At 72.0% G+C, this 15457-nt stretch carries 17 protein-coding genes; 11 read left to right on the top strand and 6 right to left on the bottom strand.

Translation table 11 applies throughout. The features are described 5' to 3' along the window. Positions 1–252 precede the first annotated feature (252 nt). From ACH4C6_RS33655 to ACH4C6_RS33630, 6 genes are all read left to right on the top strand, one after another. Positions 253–447: a hypothetical protein gene (locus ACH4C6_RS33655; protein ID WP_398112485.1), complete on the top strand. Its 195-nt coding sequence runs from the start codon at positions 253–255 to the stop codon at positions 445–447. Positions 448–501: 54 nt separating this feature from the next. Next, on the top strand, positions 502–696 hold the full coding sequence (locus ACH4C6_RS33650; RefSeq protein ID WP_398112484.1) for a hypothetical protein: 195 nt from the start codon (positions 502–504) through the stop codon (positions 694–696). Positions 697–864: 168 nt separating this feature from the next. Then, positions 865–1281, top strand: coding sequence for a hypothetical protein (locus ACH4C6_RS33645; protein ID WP_398112483.1), 417 nt, complete (start codon positions 865–867; stop codon positions 1279–1281). An 807-nt stretch (positions 1282–2088) separates the two neighbouring features. Then, positions 2089–2454, top strand: a complete 366-nt coding sequence (locus tag ACH4C6_RS33640) for a hypothetical protein (protein WP_398112482.1) — start codon at positions 2089–2091, stop codon at positions 2452–2454. 757 nt (positions 2455–3211) lie between these two features. Continuing rightward, positions 3212–3427 (top strand): hypothetical protein, encoded by a 216-nt coding sequence (locus ACH4C6_RS33635; protein WP_398112481.1) that lies wholly within the window; start codon positions 3212–3214, stop codon positions 3425–3427. A gap of 578 nt (positions 3428–4005) precedes the next feature. Beyond that, the gene (locus ACH4C6_RS33630) at positions 4006–4914 is read left to right on the top strand and encodes a Bax inhibitor-1/YccA family protein (RefSeq protein ID WP_398112480.1); all 909 of its coding nucleotides are present in this window, start codon (positions 4006–4008) and stop codon (positions 4912–4914) included. A gap of 78 nt (positions 4915–4992) precedes the next feature. Here the strand turns inward: ACH4C6_RS33630 and ACH4C6_RS33625 are convergent, their stop codons facing one another. Further along, complete coding sequence (locus tag ACH4C6_RS33625; protein WP_398112479.1) at positions 4993–5223, bottom strand: DUF4287 domain-containing protein; 231 nt, start codon at positions 5221–5223, stop codon at positions 4993–4995. A 101-nt stretch (positions 5224–5324) separates the two neighbouring features. Here ACH4C6_RS33625 and ACH4C6_RS33620 point away from each other — a divergent pair, with 101 nt between their 5' ends. After that, positions 5325–5630: a hypothetical protein gene (locus ACH4C6_RS33620; protein WP_398112478.1), complete on the top strand. Its 306-nt coding sequence runs from the start codon at positions 5325–5327 to the stop codon at positions 5628–5630. A gap of 35 nt (positions 5631–5665) precedes the next feature. On the opposite strand, the gene ACH4C6_RS33615 is transcribed toward ACH4C6_RS33620, so the two are convergent. The 3 genes from ACH4C6_RS33615 to ACH4C6_RS33605 form a co-directional block, all read right to left on the bottom strand. Then, positions 5666–6451, bottom strand: coding sequence for a hypothetical protein (locus tag ACH4C6_RS33615; protein ID WP_398112477.1), 786 nt, complete (start codon positions 6449–6451; stop codon positions 5666–5668). Between the two features lie 273 nt (positions 6452–6724). After that, entirely contained in the window at positions 6725–7945 is a 1221-nt protein-coding gene (locus ACH4C6_RS33610; RefSeq protein WP_398112476.1) for an acetyl-CoA C-acetyltransferase, read from the bottom strand. Between the two features lie 141 nt (positions 7946–8086). Continuing rightward, positions 8087–9106 (bottom strand): SGNH/GDSL hydrolase family protein, encoded by a 1020-nt coding sequence (locus ACH4C6_RS33605; RefSeq protein ID WP_398112475.1) that lies wholly within the window; start codon positions 9104–9106, stop codon positions 8087–8089. Positions 9107–9328: 222 nt separating this feature from the next. Here ACH4C6_RS33605 and ACH4C6_RS33600 point away from each other — a divergent pair, with 222 nt between their 5' ends. Further along, positions 9329–10717 (top strand): cystathionine beta-synthase, encoded by a 1389-nt coding sequence (locus tag ACH4C6_RS33600; protein WP_398112474.1) that lies wholly within the window; start codon positions 9329–9331, stop codon positions 10715–10717. A 419-nt stretch (positions 10718–11136) separates the two neighbouring features. On the opposite strand, the gene ACH4C6_RS33595 is transcribed toward ACH4C6_RS33600, so the two are convergent. Further along, complete coding sequence (locus tag ACH4C6_RS33595; protein WP_398112488.1) at positions 11137–12006, bottom strand: helix-turn-helix domain-containing protein; 870 nt, start codon at positions 12004–12006, stop codon at positions 11137–11139. Between the two features lie 159 nt (positions 12007–12165). Here ACH4C6_RS33595 and ACH4C6_RS33590 point away from each other — a divergent pair, with 159 nt between their 5' ends. Continuing rightward, a complete protein-coding gene (locus ACH4C6_RS33590) occupies positions 12166–12927 on the top strand; it encodes an SDR family oxidoreductase (RefSeq protein WP_398112473.1) in 762 nt (253 codons plus the stop codon). Positions 12928–13201: 274 nt separating this feature from the next. On the opposite strand, the gene ACH4C6_RS33585 is transcribed toward ACH4C6_RS33590, so the two are convergent. Next, complete coding sequence (locus ACH4C6_RS33585) at positions 13202–13627, bottom strand: hypothetical protein (protein WP_398112487.1); 426 nt, start codon at positions 13625–13627, stop codon at positions 13202–13204. 170 nt (positions 13628–13797) lie between these two features. Here ACH4C6_RS33585 and ACH4C6_RS33580 point away from each other — a divergent pair, with 170 nt between their 5' ends. Both ACH4C6_RS33580 and ACH4C6_RS33575 read left to right on the top strand, forming a co-directional pair. Further along, complete coding sequence (locus ACH4C6_RS33580) at positions 13798–14643, top strand: MurR/RpiR family transcriptional regulator (RefSeq protein ID WP_398112472.1); 846 nt, start codon at positions 13798–13800, stop codon at positions 14641–14643. 102 nt (positions 14644–14745) lie between these two features. After that, complete coding sequence (locus ACH4C6_RS33575; RefSeq protein WP_398112471.1) at positions 14746–15330, top strand: hypothetical protein; 585 nt, start codon at positions 14746–14748, stop codon at positions 15328–15330. Positions 15331–15457: the final 127 nt, after the last annotated feature.

The following is a 15457-nucleotide window of genomic DNA, read 5'->3' as shown; positions in this document are numbered from 1 at the left end:
CAGCGGCTCGATCCGGTCCCACATCGCATCGGTGATCATCAATCGGACAGGCACATCCGATCAACTGATCAACCCATCAAAGAGACACGACCTAGCGGGTGCTGTCCACCAAGGAAGTGCTCCAGCAGTCTGGCAAGCTCACGGCCGCCATCGACGGCGAAGACGTCGAGATCCCCCGGGCGACCCCGAAAACCTCGACCCGGATGCCCCCGTGACGATTCGGTGTGGGAGCCGGCCCCCGAAGGCTGGATGATGGCCGACTCGCCGGTGCTGGAGCTGATGGAGGAACTGCGGCTGTTGAACGCCGCGGTCAAGGCCATCGCACGCTCCTGCCTCACCGGCCGGGGCATTCTTCTTGTCCTCAAGGGCGTGAGGTTCCCGACCCGGCCGGTCTGCCCTGACGGCCGCACCGGTGAGCAGCTCGGCATCACCTGCCCCATCGCCTGACCTCCTTCGGCCTTCAACAGGACGGGCCCGTGACCGCTACCGGCCGGGAACTGCGTGATTGTCGGCTCCGGATACTCGGCGGCGAACTTCGGGCCCGACGGCACCCCGGCCGCGCCCGGCACGGCGTGGCTGTACATCTCCGGGCCGGTCGTCGTACGCCGCGGGCCCATCGACGTCATCCCCGACCGTGCCGGCTCCTCGATCGACATGCGCGTCAACGGCCGGCGCGTGCTGGCCGAGCGCACCTAGGTTCCCGCGACGACCTGCACCGTGTGCGCGATGCTCGTCACGAACTGCCCGTGAGGACCGCCATGCCCCCGAGCTGATCCAAGTCCGGCCAACGCCCGAACCTCGCCGCGACTTCGCCGTACCCGCCAGCCTGTTCGCCCAAGTGCCCGAGGAGCTGATGATCGGCCTTTGGTGAACGGGCGCCGCTGCGTCAGCCCGCAAGAGGACGAAGCGAACGGCGCCCCGCCCACTGGCCGCGTCGTCGGGCTCGGCCCGGCGGACGGAACGGCCGGCGAGCACGGGCCCGAGCCCGTGCCGTCCGGCGATCTGCTGGGCGTGTATCCGCCGGCGAGGGAGGGGATCCCCGGCGAGGCGCTGCCCGACGTACCGGATGAGGCGTACCCGGCAGACTCGAGGCCGCTGGACCCGCCCGAGTTCGCACCGCTCGATGACGCCCCCGCCGACGAGGGCGAGGAAAGCGAACAGAGCGACCGAAGCGACTCAACTGCCAGCAAGGGCAGGCTGGTCTGTGCCGACTGCGGCCGCCCCATCAAGAGCGAGCGCGCCCTGAACAGCCAGGGTCGCCAGGTACACCCGGAGGGCTGAGTCGTGCCCGTTGAGCCACTCCCTTGCGGGCCGGACGGCGGAGGCACGCCCGGCGCATGCAAACTGCTCGCGTCCTACGCCAAGCGGGAGGCGCCCGGGCGGATGGGCGAGTTCGTGGACTGGCGGGTGGGCGAGGACTCGCGTGGCCTGCATGGGGTAGTGACGTGTGATCACCCGGCGGTGAAGTTCGTGTTGGACGGGACGCGGCCGCACACCATCCGGCCCCGCCGCGCGCGTGCGCTGCGCTTCGAGGTCGGCGGCGGGGCGGTGTTCGCCACGGTGGTGAGGTATCGGGCACTCGTCCGAGCAACTTCCTCGCTCGGGTCCTGAGAATGGGCCGGTAGGCCCCCCTCCGCCCTGCTGAATCATCTGATGTAAGGCGAGCAAACGTTGTCCGGGGATTATCAACGCAGGTAGCTGCGTGGCCGGTTATGGTTCCCGCCGGTCGCGGAATTCAGTGTCGTCTATGTCACATCCCGTGCAGGGTCTCCGAGTTGCATGCCGCGCCTCGGCGCGAGCAATCTAGATGTCGTGGCGAGGTCGCCCGGAGGTAACTCCGGTGACTGATCCATGAATTCCCACGAGAACCCTTGTCGCACCACTCAGGCGATCAAGGAAATGTCACTTCAACGCAATCACTGCAGAGAGGACGAGCAAAACACCACCGCCCCAAGCGGCTTGGATCAACGCTCGGCACTGTCCCGGGTGACTACCCAAGCCGTGTGAGCCCGGCACCGTGCCGGGCTGGTTCGGAGAGAGAGCCAAGATCGCGAATCAGGCTCTGGAGCCGAAACTCGATCAGCATTCATGATCGCGATTCACTCCCGACTCTCCGAAGTCCGCCTCGCCGAAAGGGTGAGGTTGGGCCGTGTGGTGCAGAAAGGGAAACCCGTGGGAGAAGTAATAACCTTCCTTGTCCATCTACTACATCCGCTGGTCGTCTTCTTGGAGACGATCAAGTGGACCTATAAGGCCTGGAAGTACGCCGCCCGGCCTGCCGTCGGGGACCAGCCCCCGGTTCCGCAGCTGCCTGTGCAGCCGTCGGCCCCGGATCCGGTTGAATCCATCGTCATCCCGCGTCCCAAGAGCGGGACCGTCATCATCATCATCAAGACCGACGCCGAGCCCGACACAGTGGGTGACGTGAAGGCCGAGGTGGGGACCGACGGTTGAGAACTCGACTCCCTGTCATCAAGGTAGGGGGGAGACCAGCGAGGCCCGGTCACGTGCTGTAGCCGTCAGCGCGCGTCCGGGCCTCACTGGTGTCTCGGGAGCCTTCGCCCCGGTCGGGTCGATAGCCCCCGGAGCCGCAGGTGGCCGAGGATGACGAACCGGAGTCGTGCGACGAGGCGAGCTGCAGGACGGCGAGGAGCCGCCGGTCGGCCCCGGGTCGTACAGGGCCGGGTTGTAGAGGGACGAGGGCTGGGCGGTGCTCGCCGACAGTCGACGAGCTGGACGGCCGGGTGCTGGCCTGGGGGCGCTTGCGGAAGAGGCTCATGCTCGCAGTGTTCCGCCGACTGTGTCGGGCCTACCCGGATTCGAGGTAGATCATCAGGACTACGATGGAATGCGTCGTTGCCTTGCCCTTCTGTGCGCAGCTTGCGCCGCTGGTTGTGGGGCGGATGGCTGCGCGGACCACCGAAGGGCGCACTCCCGTGGTAGTACGCGAGTTTGCACTGAATGCCGAGCCCCCCACCACGAGGTCTTGGAGGCGTACGCGGTGATGCGCGACGCCGACAAGCGGGAGAACGGCATCGACCTGGACGGGATCGACCGCAGCAGCCCGACGCGCTGCGGGCGGTCACCCGCGGCCTGCGGCTGTTCCTCGCCAAACTCATGCTTCCCGAGAGCGCGGACCTGATGACCCGCCCGGAGGTCGTCGCGGGTGATGACGTGGTGACAGTCTCAACGACCTGGACGAGGTCAACGCGTGGGCGGCCAACACAGGCTCCCGGCGAAGGTCCGTGACGCGCTATGGCTGCTGGACCGGTTCCTGATGCAACTGCTGGAGTGGACCGTCGAGCTGCACGCGGGGGTCGCCGCTCAAATGGGTCGTCTGGCGACTCTGCGACTCCATCACACGTGGTGGGAGGCGTGGGACGGGAGTCTCGCCCTCAAGGGCGTCGCCCCCACCTCTGGACGCTGAAGCGGGTGCTCAACGCGGCTGAGGCCACGATCTATAGAGCCATAACCAATCCGGCCCTCCTCCACGGCTGGCGGGGCGCGCGGGGGCGCGGCCAGCACACCGATCCGGCCGTTATGGCTCCGGGTGGCCGAGGCGTTACCCAAGGTCATTCGACCTGATAGCCGGTGCGTCACCGGTGTGTCAGGCGCATGAGGTGCCGCGAGGATCGACGGAGATGCGGGAGCGGCCGGTGGAAAAGTCGCAGATCAGGGCGTCTGACCTGCGGGTTTGGCCGCGGCGAAGCAGCTTCAAGTCCGGCTCCGGGCACTTTCCGGTCCCAGTGCGGTCCGCCGGCGTGATCCACCGACACGTCGACGACGGACCGGGCCCGGCCGATGATCACCGACCGGTACCGAGCCGGTTCCGGGACGGTACCGGACCGCTGTGGAATGAAGCCCTCCGGCCTGGGGAATCAGGGAGCGGCGTAGCGTGTTGCGCTGCACGACGAGGGAAAGATCCTCCCCGAGCAGGAGGGTCATTCCTTTGCCTACCTATTACTCTTGAGCCAAGGCCATGCCGTGTGGCCATGGAGGAGTGAAATGAGGAGCAGAAACCCGGTCTTCTCGCGACGGGGGTTCAGCCGCGACAACGGCTACGCGGGCTTCAACACCGCGCCGCAGGCCGGGGGTCCCGCTGTCGCCACCCAGGGCAACCCGTACGCGCAGCCCACGGGTGACGCGTACGCCCAGAACCCGTACGCGCAGAACCCTTACGCCCAGCAGGGCCAGCAGTTCGGCGCCCCGCCGCAGGCCCCGGCCGCCACCGGCCGGATGACCATCGACGACGTCGTCCTGCGCACCGCGAGCACCCTCGGTGTGCTCATCGTCACCGCGGCGCTCTCCTGGGCGCTGCTGCCGGTCGACGACGCCAACATCAGCCGCAGCTACGGCATCGGCATCGGCGCCGCGCTGATCGGCATGGTCCTGGCGTTCGTGCAGTCCTTCAAGCGCAAGGCCTCGCCCGCGCTGATCCTGGCGTACGCCGCGTTCGAGGGTGTCTTCCTCGGCGTCGTGTCCAACATCGTGGACAACCGCATCGCCGACGGTGCGGCCATGCAGGCGGTGATCGGCACGATGGCGGTCTTCGCCGGTGTGCTGATCGCCTACAAGGCGGGCTGGATCCGCGTCAACCGCCGCTTCTACGGCTTCGTGATGGCGGCCGCGCTCGGCTTCATCCTGCTGATGACCGTGAACCTGCTGTTCGCGGTGTTCGGCGGCGGTGACGGCCTCGGCTTCCGCAGCGGTGCCCTCGGCGTCGTCTTCGGCGTCATCGGCATCATCCTCGGTGCCTGCTTCCTCGCCCTGGACTTCAAGCAGGTCGAGGACGGCATCGCCTACGGCGCCCCGCGCGAGGAGGCCTGGCTGGCCGCCTTCGGCCTGACGCTGACGCTGGTGTGGATCTACCTCGAGTTCCTGAGGCTCATCTCGATCCTCAACAGCAGCGACTGACACCGGCAGGTCGTGCGCGAAGGGCCCCGGCTCCGGCCGGGGCCCTTCGTCGTCGTCGGGGGCAGGTGACGCACGCGCCTAGAGCAGCTTGCGCGCGGCCCTCCTGAGGTCGTACTCGTGGACGATCGCCTTGGCGTGGCCGTACGCCAGGTCGTGCTCGTGCCGGAGCCAGCTGACCTTTTCCTCGAAGCGGAAGAGTGCCGGGCCTTCGTCGACGGTGCGCAGCCAGTCGGAGATCTCACGGCCGGTGCAGTGCGGGATGCGGGCGAGCATGTTGCGGTGGGTCTCTTCGGAGAAGACTTGGGACATCGGCGCCTCCGGACGCTGGGATGTAAGCCGGTCCTTCAGGTCACCGTGCCCGAGTGTGCGTCCGTTGGCAACAGTCCCGGTGCGACGCGTACGCTCGCGGCGTGGTTGATACGACGCCCCTCCTCCGAGCCGTTGATCACTTCGCCGACCGTCTGAGGGCCGCGCCCCAGAGCCGGCTGCAGCGAGGCGCGGCAGCCGAGGCGCTCGCCCTGGCCCGGGAGCTGTCGCGCAGGTCGCAGGTCCTGGAGGGCGAGGAGCCCCGGGAGATGCCCGACGCGGGGATGTTCGCGGCGGCGGACCAGATCATGGTCGCCGGACACGACCTGGCCGTGGTGCTGCCCGGTGACGCCGAGGTCGACGAGGCGGTGCGCCTGGTCGAGGACGCCCAGAAGCGGGCCGGGGTGTGAGGCGGCCCGGGCCGGACGCGGGGGCGTGAGCGGTCCTAGAAGGACGCGATGACCCGGTCGGCCAGGATGTAGACGTTCTCCTCGCCGCACTCGAAGGTGAGCGTGTAGGCGCCCGAGATGCCCGAGCCGCCCAGCAGCACGGCGCTGCGGCCCGCGCGCAGGGCCTGCGCCAGCCGCTCCGCCGTCTCCCGGTGGCCCGGGGTCATGCACAGCGTGGTGCCGTCGGCGAAGACGTACACGTCCAGGGTGCCCAGGGGGCCCGGGCGGACGTCGGTCAGCTCGACGCGGGAGGCGGCCAGCTCCTCCAGGGCGGCGGCCGTGCGCTCGTGGTCGTTCACCACCGGGGAGGGGTTCGGCACGAAGTCCGGGTGGGAGGGGTGGCGGCGGCGGGCCGCGGCCAGCTCCGGGGACTCCCCGGCCGGCTCCTCGGCCTCGGCGGCGCCCGGCTCGGACACCGGCTCCAGGCCCGCGAAGTCGGCCTGCCGGGGCAGGAACAGGTCCGTGTCGGGCAGGCCCAGCAGGGACGGGGCGTCGGAGGCGTCACGGGCCTCCTGGGCGGCCCAGAAGGCACGCGCCTCGGCGAGCTCCCGTTCCCGCTCCTCGGCGAGTGCCGCGGCCACGGCGGCCCGTATCTCGTCGGTGTCGGCCGTGGTGCGGGCGGCGGGCAGCAGGGCGCGTGTGGTGGCGGCGCGGTTCTCGGCCAGCGCGGTGTGCAGGGCCGCGACCTGTCGGCGCAGCTGCAGGACGGTGCGCAGGACGGCGACGCCCACGGCGCCCGTGGCGGCCGTGGTGACCAGCAACGCGATCGGCATGGCGCTCACTGACGTACTCCCGGTTCAAGGTCGACCCCCGACTTCCTACATCAGCTTGAAGGGCGGACTGACCGGCTGTCAGTGCGTAACGTCACGAAACGGACAGGACTTCGGTCGCGGGGGAGTGGGCGGTGCTGTCGTGACCTGCGATTCTCCCTCCGCGGAGGGAGATAGGTCACATCCTGGGGGAGATTGGATCACAAAACAGCCCAGAACCCCGGTGTTTCCGGGGTTCTGGGCTCGTGCTTCACAGCGTGTGCTATGGCGACTACACAGCGGTGATCAGCTGAGGCGCTCGATGACCATGGCCATGCCCTGGCCGCCGCCGACGCACATCGTCTCCAGACCGAACTGCTTGTCGTGGAACTGGAGCGAGTTGATCAGCGTGCCGGTGATGCGGGCGCCGGTCATGCCGAAGGGGTGGCCGACGGCGATGGCGCCGCCGTTGACGTTCAGCTTCTCCAGCGGGATGTCCAGGTCGCGGTAGGAGGGGATCACCTGGGCGGCGAACGCCTCGTTGATCTCGACCAGGTCGATGTCGCCGATGGTGAGCCCGGCGCGGCGCAGGGCCTGCTTGGAGGCCTCCACCGGGCCGAGGCCCATGATCTCGGGGGACAGGCCGGAGACGCCGGTCGACACGATCCGCGCGAGCGGGGTGAGGCCGAGCTCGCGGGCCTTGGTGTCGGACATGATCACCAGCGCGGCGGCACCGTCGTTCAGCGGGCAGCAGTTGCCGGCCGTGACCCTGCCGTCGGGGCGGAAGACCGGCTTCAGGCCCTGCACGCCCTCCAGGGTGACGCCCGCGCGGGGGCCGTCGTCCTTGCTGACCACCGTGCCGTCGGGCAGCGTCACCGGGGTGATCTCGCGCTCCCAGAAGCCGTTCTTGATGGCTTCCTCGGCGAGGTTCTGCGAGCGGACGCCGAACTCGTCCATGTCCTGGCGGGTGACGCCCTTGAGACGCGCCAGGTTCTCGGCGGTCTGGCCCATCGCGATGTACGGGTCGGGCACCAGGCCGTCCTCGCGCGGGTCGTGCCAGTCGGAGCCCTCGGACCCGGCGACCGCGGCCGTACGGGCCTCGGCGTCGGCGAACAGCGGGTTGTGCGTGTCCGGGAGGCTGTCGGAGTTGCCCTTGGTGAAGCGGGAGACCGTCTCGACGCCGGCCGAGATGAAGACGTCGCCCTCGCCGGCCTTGATGGCGTGCAGGGCCATGCGGGAGGTCTGCAGCGAGGAGGAGCAGTAGCGGGTGACGGTGCAGCCCGGCAGGTGGTCCATGCCCATCTGCACGGCGACGATCCGGCCGAGGTTGTTGCCCTGCTCACCGCCGGGCAGGCCGCAGCCGAGCATCAGGTCGTCGATGTCGCGCGGGTCCAGCTCGGGGACCTTGGCCAGCGCGGCCTGGATGATCGTGGCGGTCAGGTCGTCCGGCCGCAGGTCCTTCAGCGACCCCTTGAAGGCACGGCCGATGGGGGAGCGGGCGGCTGAGACGATCACGGCTTCGGGCATCACGGCTCCATTGACGTACCGGGTGGTCTGGCAGGGCTGACTGGGAAGTTACCCGTACGTATGGGCTGGGTCACGGGTGTCGCGGTGTGACCCTGGCCGCAGTTTTCTAAGCGCTTGCTTTTTCGTGCCCGGCCCTCCGGCTCAGTTCGACGGGGTGACCGGGGCCGCCTCCTGCTCGGGCACCCGCCGCCGGCGTCGGCGCTTGAGCAGCGCCCAGGGGCCCCTCGGGCCGGCCGGCATGGCCGCCGCGACCTCGGTGCCCGCCTCCGAGGCGGCCTCCGCTGCCGCCCGCGCCACCGGCAGGAATCCCTCGCGGCGGGAGGCGTCCGGGCGCTCCTCCTCGGCCGGCCACAGGCCCAGGGCGGCGCAGACCGTCGGCAGCACCGCCATCGCCGCCGTGGCATAGCCCTCGGCGGACGGGTGGTAGCTGTCCGGGCCGAACAGCTCGCGCGGGTTCTCCGCGAACTCGGGGCCCAGCAGGTCGCCCAGGGACACCGTGCGGCCGCCCTGCTCGACGACGCCGATCGTCTGGGCGGCCGCCAGCTGGCGGGAGGCCCGTCTGGCCAGCCAGCGCAGCGGCTGCCGGACCGGCTCGATGGTGCCCAGGTCGGGGCAGGTGCCGACGACGACCTCCGCACCGGCCGTGCGCAGCCGCCGTACCGCGGAGGAGAGGTGGCGCACCGAGCGCGTCGGGGGCATGCGGTGGGTGACGTCGTTCGCGCCGACCATGATCACGCAGATGTCCGGCACGGGACCCGGGTCGGCCAGCACCAGGGCCACCTGGCGGTCCAGGTCGTCGGACCGGGCGCCCGGGGTCGCCACCGTGCGCAGCAGCACCGGGCGCTCGGCGAGGGCCGCCAGCCCCGACGCGAGCAGCGCCCCCGGGGTCTGCGAGCCCCGGTGCACGCCCTGGCCGGCCGCGGTGGAGTCCCCCAGCATGGTCAGCCGCAGCGGGGCGTCGGTGGTGTACGAGCGCCCGTACAGTCCGTCCCCGTTCGGCACGTGCGGTGACGTGCCGTTGCCCACCCGGCGCCGGGCCAGCTGCACCTCCGCCAGCACCAGCCCCACCGTGGCCGCACCGGCCAGACCGATCCCGCCGCCGCCGTACGCAGCGCCGGTCGCGATCCGCCGGGCCACCCGCGCCCTCGACATGCTCGACATGCGTCGCCGCCACCTCCTCGAACCCGTACACCCAGTGCTTGCCCCGTACAGCCCGTGCTCCAATCGCAACGGGCGGTGAACGACCGGCACGGACCACGGGCGGGGCGGGGGACCGGCGCCCGGTGCGCCGCACGATCCCGGGCGAACAGCGGGAATCCGCCCGCAGGGCCTAGGCTGGCGGGACCACTAGGACCACTTCTTTTGCGGCATCCGGAGACAACGGTGCGATTCCACGACTCGATGATCAGCCTCGTAGGCGACACCCCGCTGGTGAGGCTCAACAGCGTGACCAAGGGCATCAGGGCGACCGTCCTGGCCAAGGTGGAGTACTTCAACCCCGGCGGTTCGGTGAAGGACCGCATCGCCCTGCGCATGATCGAGGCGGCGGAGGAGAGCGGCGCGCTCAAGCCCGGTGGCACGATCGTCGAGCCGACCAGTGGCAACACCGGTGTCGGCCTCGCCATCGTGGCGCAGCAGAAGGGGTACAAGTGCATCTTCGTGTGCCCCGACAAGGTCAGCACCGACAAGATCAACGTGCTGCGCGCCTACGGCGCCGAGGTCGTCGTGTGCCCCACGGCCGTCGACCCCGAGCACCCGGACTCGTACTACAACGTCTCCGACCGCCTGGTCCGTGAGACGCCGGGCGCCTGGAAGCCCGACCAGTACTCCAACCCCAACAACCCGCTGTCCCACTACCACTCCACGGGCCCCGAGCTGTGGGAGCAGACCGAGGGGCGGATCACCCACTTCGTGGCGGGCGTGGGCACCGGCGGCACCATCTCCGGCACCGGCCGCTACCTCAAGGAGGTCAGCGACGGCAGGGTCAAGGTCATCGGCGCCGACCCGGAGGGCTCCGTCTACTCCGGCGGCTCCGGCCGCCCCTACCTCGTCGAGGGCGTCGGCGAGGACTTCTGGCCGAGCGCCTACGACCGCACCGTCGCCGACGAGATCGTCGCCGTGTCCGACAAGGACTCCTTCCAGATGACCCGCCGCCTCGCCAAGGAGGAGGGCCTGCTGGTCGGCGGCTCCTGCGGCATGGCGGTCGCGGGCGCGCTGGAGGTCGCCGCGCGGCTCGGCGAGGACGACGTGGTCGTGGTCCTGCTGCCGGACGGCGGCCGCGGCTACCTCAGCAAGATCTTCAACGACGAGTGGATGGCCGACTACGGCTTCCTGGAGGACTCCGGCCCGAGCGCCCGCGTCGCCGACGTGCTGGCCGACAAGGAGGGCGACCACATGCCCTCCCTGGTCCACATGCACCCGGAGGAGACCGTCGGCCAGGCCATCGAGGTGCTGCGCGAGTACGGCGTCTCGCAGATGCCGGTCGTCAAGCCGGGCGCGGGCCACCCCGACGTGATGGCCGCCGAGGTCGTCGGCTCGGTCGTGGAACGCGAGCTGCTGGACGCGCTGTTCAGCAAGAGCGCCTCCCTCGACGACCCGCTGGAGAAGCACATGTCCGGCCCGCTGCCCCAGGTGGGCTCCGGCGAGCCGGTCGCCGACCTGATGGCCGTGCTCGGCAAGGCCGACGCCGCGATCGTCCTCGTCGAGGGCAAGCCGACCGGTGTGGTCAGCCGGCAGGACCTGCTCTCCTTCCTCGCCAAGGGCGGCAAGTGACGGCCAGCCGGCGCTGAACCACCCGTGGCCTGCGGGAAGTTGCGGGCGCACATGCACGTCGCGGACTTCGCGCAAGTGGTACGCGGGTGTCACGTGCACGCAGCACCCGCTTAACACGGGCCCTGCACAGTGGAGGTGTCGGCAAGGGCGACGGGAGACCTCCAGGGCGCTGAGCGCTCGGGGGAGCACCCCGCCCCGGCCGGCGCCGAGCGGCGTCGCAGGACCTCCGGAGCGGCTCCCGGACCTCCACGGACGCCACGGACGCCGGGCGCGGCCTGACCGCGCTCGGCGTCCTCGCGGGGACCGCCGTCGTCCCGCCCCCCGGTCACGGGGGTGCGGCGGTCCCCGCGCACATGCCTCCCGTGCCCCCGCGCACGTTCCACCCGTTCCCGCGCGGGCCGCCGGACGGGCCCGCCGCGTCAGCCCGTGCGGGTCGTCGCCCAGCTCCCCAGCAGCGCCAGGCGCTCCTGGGCGTCCGAGCCCGGCTCGGGCACGTAGGCCACGATCGTCCGGTCCGGGTCCCCCGGGACGGTCAGGGTCTCGTAGGGGAGGCTCAGCAGGCCTGCGACCGGGTGGCGCAGCAGCTTCACGCCGTGGTCGCAGGGCTTGACCAGATGGTCCGCCCACAGGCGGCGGAACTCCGCGCTGGCCTCGGACAGTTCGGCGACGAGTTCCGCCGTGGCCCGGTCGCCGGGGTGGTGGCCCGCCTGGAGCCGCAGGTGCGCGACCATCTGCGCGGTCACCTCGTCCCGGTCGGGGTAGAGGTCGCGGGAGGCGGGGTCCAGGAACAGCCGGCGCGGCAGGCTGAGGTCGTCCGCGCCGCCGAAGCCGAGCAGCGCGTCGGCGAGGGCGTTCCAGGCGAGGACCTCCATGCGGTGGTCCACGACGTAGGCCGGATTGCGGTCCATCCCGTCCAGGAGAAGCTGCACACCCGGGCGCACCCGCGACGCGGTGTCCCGGGAGGCGCCCGCGGCCCGCGCACCGTCCCGGCGGTGCGGCCGGGCGACCGCCCGCAGGTACTCGTGCTCGGCGGCGTCCAGCCGCAGCACCCGCGCGAGGGCGTCCAGCACGGCGTCCGAGACCCCGCCGGCCTTCGTCCGCGCCGGGCCCGCGGGTCCCCGGCCCTGCTCCAGGCGGACGTAGTAGTCGACGCTCACCCCCGCCAGCTGCGCCACCTCCTCGCGGCGCAGCCCCGGGACGCGGCGGCGTCCGTACGAGGGCAGCCCCACCTCCTCCGGCCGGATCCGGGCCCGGCGCGAACGCAGGAAGTCGCCCAACTCTCCGTCCATCAGCTCTCCGTCCATGGGTCCGAGCCTAGGCGGAAAGGGACTCGCGAACCTGGTACTGCCGGACCCAGGAAAAGCGCAGCCCTGGGTAGGGCCCCCGGTCGGGCCGACAGTGGTGGACGAGCCGGGGAGACGCCCCGGCCACCGTCGAGGGAGCACCCCATGTCGTACGAGAACCTGGCCGGCCGCACCGCCGTCGTCACCGGAGCCGCCAGCGGCATCGGCGAGGCCGTCGCGGTGCTGCTGGCCGCGCAGGGCGCCCGGGTGGCGCTGCTGGCCCGGCGCGAGGAACGGCTCGCGGCACTCGCCGGGAAGATCCGGGCGGACGGCGGGCAGGCCCTCGCCGTCGCCGCCGACGTCACCGACGAGACCTCCGTGACGGACGCCGTCGAGCGGATCCACAGCGAGTACGGGCGCGCCGACCTGATCGTGAACGCCGCCGGCGTCATGCTGCCGCACCCCGTCGACGCCCGGCGCGCCGACGAGTGGCAGCGGATGCTCGACACCAATGTCACCGGGGTGCTGCGCGTCATCGGCGCCTTCACCGCCGACCTGGTGGGCGCCGCCGCGGACGGCCGCACCGCCGACATCGTCAACATCTCCTCCATCGCCGCGCACGTCGGCTTCCCGAACTACGCCGTGTACGGCGCGACCAAGGCGGCCGTCACCTACCTGTCCCAGACCCTGCGCGGGGAGTTCGGGCCGCGCGACGTGCGGGTCACCAACATCGAGCCGGGGTTCGTGGAGAGCGAGCTGCGCACGCACATCGCGGACGCGGAGCTGTCCCGGCAGGTGGAGGGCATGCTGGACGAGGTGGGCGCCCTGTCCGCCGAGGAGCTGGCCGACCTGGTGGCCTACGCGGCGAGCCGGCCGCGCCGGGTCAACCTGCGGCAGATCGTCGCGCTGCCGACCCGGCAGGTCTGACGGCGACGTGCCGTGGGCCAACCATGGCCGTACCGACCGGGCCGGGCCCGTCGGCGGGGCCGGGCCTTCGGCGGGGCGGGTTTTCCGCGGCGGTTCGGGTATTCGGACCGGTCGGGCCGTTTGGCGGCGCAGGCCCGTCGACCGGTCGGCCCGCCGGCGGAGCGGGCGTCGGGGGACCGTGGCCCGTCCCGCTGCCGGGTACCTCTCCGGCCCGCCCGGGCGTCGACTTCCAGCAGCAGCAGCCTGGACGACGCCCGCTCCGGGCCGGGCGTCGTCAGTCCGACCAGTCGTCGTCCCGGCGGGACGCGCGGCGGGTGCCGAACAGGCCCGGGTTCGTGCGAACGGCCTGGGCCACGTTGACGCCGACGATGCCCGCCCAGGCGATGAGCAGACCGGGCGTCTGCGCGATGCCCCCGCCGATCGCGGACAGCGGCACCGCCAGGACGAGGGAGACGATCCCGAAGCCGAAACGCTCACCCCAGGAGTCGGTGGCCCGCGGCGTCCGGGAGTCACGCGCCGTCTGCATCTGCTGCTCGGCCAGCTGCCGGCGCACCCGGCGCTCCACCGCGCCGTCGATCCGCTGGTCGACCTTCTCCAGGAACGAGTCGACCAGCGCCGACTCGTACTCCTCGCCCAGGTCCCTGCGGGCGTGCAGGGTGGCGTCGAGTTCCTTCTTCAGGTCGGTGTCGCGCGCGTCCATTCCGCTCATGCCCCCACGGTAGGAAGGGGCGGCCCGCGCCGCACTGGGGTTAGCCCCCGTCTCCCACCGGGGGCGGGCCGGGGCGGGGGCGGCCGATCCGGTCCCGCTTGCCGCTCTGCATATGCTCATGCAGAATCCTCAGCTACTGAATAGGCGAGGGGGAGCACGTCATGAGCGTGACCGACAGCCCTGCCGCGCGGCTGCAGGCCCTCTTCGAGGGCCACCGGCTGACGCCGACCCAGCGGCGCATCGCGCACAGCATGGTGCGCCGCGCCGCGGACGTGCCGTTCCTGTCCAGCGTGGAGCTCGCCGAACTCGCGGGGGTCAGCCAGCCGTCCGTGACCCGCTTCGCCGTGGCCCTCGGCTTCGACGGCTACCCGGCCCTGCGCCGCCACCTGCGGGAGGTCGCCCCCGCCGAGAGCGCGGCACAGCCCGGGGACCGCAACGAGTACCAGCAGGCCGTCGAGGCGGAGATCGAGAACCTGCGGCACCTGGCGGAGGCGCTGGCCGACCCCGCACCCGTACGGCGTGCGGGCCGGCTGCTCGCGGCCTCCCGGCCGCTGCCCGTCCTCGGGCTGCGGGCGGCGGCCGCCCAGGCGCAGGGCTTCGCCTACTTCGCCGCCAAGGTCCACCCCGACGTGCGGCTGCTCGGAGAGGGCGGCACGATGCTCCACGACCGCATCGACGCCGCCGTGCGGGCCGGGGCGAGCGCGCTGCTGTGCTTCGCCCTGCCCCGGCACCCCCGCGAGGTCCTGGACACCCTCGCCTACGCCAGGGAGCAGGCCGGACTGACCGTCGTGACCGTCGCCGACTCCGCCTTCGCCCCGGTCGCCAAGGTGTCCGATCTGCTGCTGCCCGCCGCCGTGGGCACCGGCCTCGCCTTCGACACGGCCTGCGCGCCGATGCTGCTGGGGCGGGTGCTGCTGGAGGCCATGTGCGACGACCTGCCCGATGCCCAGTCGCGGCTGGAGGAGTTCGACGCCAGGGCCGCCGCCCGGGGCCTGTTCGTCGACTGAGCACTCGGCTGCCGGTTTCTCAGACTCGTCTCATGCTCCGCCGCTAACCTGCCCGCGCTGCAACCCCTTTCAGACGCTTCGGGTACCGGACGGAGGCTGGACATGACACGTGGAGGACAGGGACTGGCCCGGGTGGCCGTCGTGGTGCGGGCGGGAGCCGCCCCGCTGTGGTGGCTGGGTGTGTGCGCCGCGGGTGTGGGGGCGCTGGTGCCGGGGCTGACCGGGCGCCGCATCGGCCTGCCGGCCGGGGCGGCGTTGTTCGTCCTGGCGACGGCGGTCGTCGCCTGCGCCCGGCGCCGGCGGTACGCCGCCCTGGCCGCTTCCGCGTCCCGCGCCGGGCGGAACGACGTGCTCCAGGACCGGGCGGTGACGACCCGCAACTGGCGCCGCCTGCACCGCTGGTGGCTCCTGCTCGCCTTCGTGGCGGCCGTCGGCTCGGCCTTCGCCGTCCCGGCCGCGGGCGGCCTGCTGCTGGCCGGCTGCGGAGCGGGCCTGTGGCTGAAGTCCGCGTGGCTCGGCCGCCGGGAGCAGAGCGGCGAGGCACTGCTGTGGGTCCGCGTGGACTGGCTGCGCGGGGGCGCGGCCCACCCGGCCGGCCGGCGCGTCAGGGCCTACCGCAGTACGGGCATCGCCGCGGGCGACGCGGCCCCGGGCGGCGCCCGCCGCAAGTCCCCGGCACTCGTCTGACCCCGGGGCGGGGGGGGGGGGGCCCCCCCCCCCCCCCCCCCCCCCCCCCCCCCCCCCCCCCCCCCCCCCCCCCCCCCCCCGCCCCCCCGCCCCCCCCCCCCCCCCCCCCCCCCCAAACCGCGCGGGG

The organism is Streptomyces sp. NPDC017943, from assembly GCF_044328425.1.
In the GTDB taxonomy this organism is placed as follows: domain Bacteria; phylum Actinomycetota; class Actinomycetes; order Streptomycetales; family Streptomycetaceae; genus Streptomyces; species Streptomyces djakartensis_A.
This window is presented reverse-complemented; position numbering and strand designations above follow the sequence as displayed.

What these genes read in the sequence shown, in the direction of transcription:
- ACH4C6_RS33655 (WP_398112485.1), top strand. Translation starts at nt 253, where the DNA reads ATGGCCGACTCGCCGGTGCTGGAGCTGATGGAGGAACTGCGGCTGTTG.
- ACH4C6_RS33640 (WP_398112482.1), top strand. Translation starts at nt 2,089, where the DNA reads ATGATCGCGATTCACTCCCGACTCTCCGAAGTCCGCCTCGCCGAAAGG.
- ACH4C6_RS33630 (WP_398112480.1), top strand. Translation starts at nt 4,006, where the DNA reads ATGAGGAGCAGAAACCCGGTCTTCTCGCGACGGGGGTTCAGCCGCGAC.
- ACH4C6_RS33625 (WP_398112479.1), bottom strand. Translation starts at nt 5,223, where the DNA reads ATGTCCCAAGTCTTCTCCGAAGAGACCCACCGCAACATGCTCGCCCGC.
- ACH4C6_RS33610 (WP_398112476.1), bottom strand. Translation starts at nt 7,945, where the DNA reads ATGCCCGAAGCCGTGATCGTCTCAGCCGCCCGCTCCCCCATCGGCCGT.
- ACH4C6_RS33605 (WP_398112475.1), bottom strand. Translation starts at nt 9,106, where the DNA reads ATGTCGAGCATGTCGAGGGCGCGGGTGGCCCGGCGGATCGCGACCGGC.
- ACH4C6_RS33595 (WP_398112488.1), bottom strand. Translation starts at nt 12,006, where the DNA reads ATGGACGGAGAGTTGGGCGACTTCCTGCGTTCGCGCCGGGCCCGGATC.
- ACH4C6_RS33590 (WP_398112473.1), top strand. Translation starts at nt 12,166, where the DNA reads ATGTCGTACGAGAACCTGGCCGGCCGCACCGCCGTCGTCACCGGAGCC.
- ACH4C6_RS33585 (WP_398112487.1), bottom strand. Translation starts at nt 13,627, where the DNA reads ATGGACGCGCGCGACACCGACCTGAAGAAGGAACTCGACGCCACCCTG.
- ACH4C6_RS33580 (WP_398112472.1), top strand. Translation starts at nt 13,798, where the DNA reads ATGAGCGTGACCGACAGCCCTGCCGCGCGGCTGCAGGCCCTCTTCGAG.
- ACH4C6_RS33575 (WP_398112471.1), top strand. Translation starts at nt 14,746, where the DNA reads ATGACACGTGGAGGACAGGGACTGGCCCGGGTGGCCGTCGTGGTGCGG.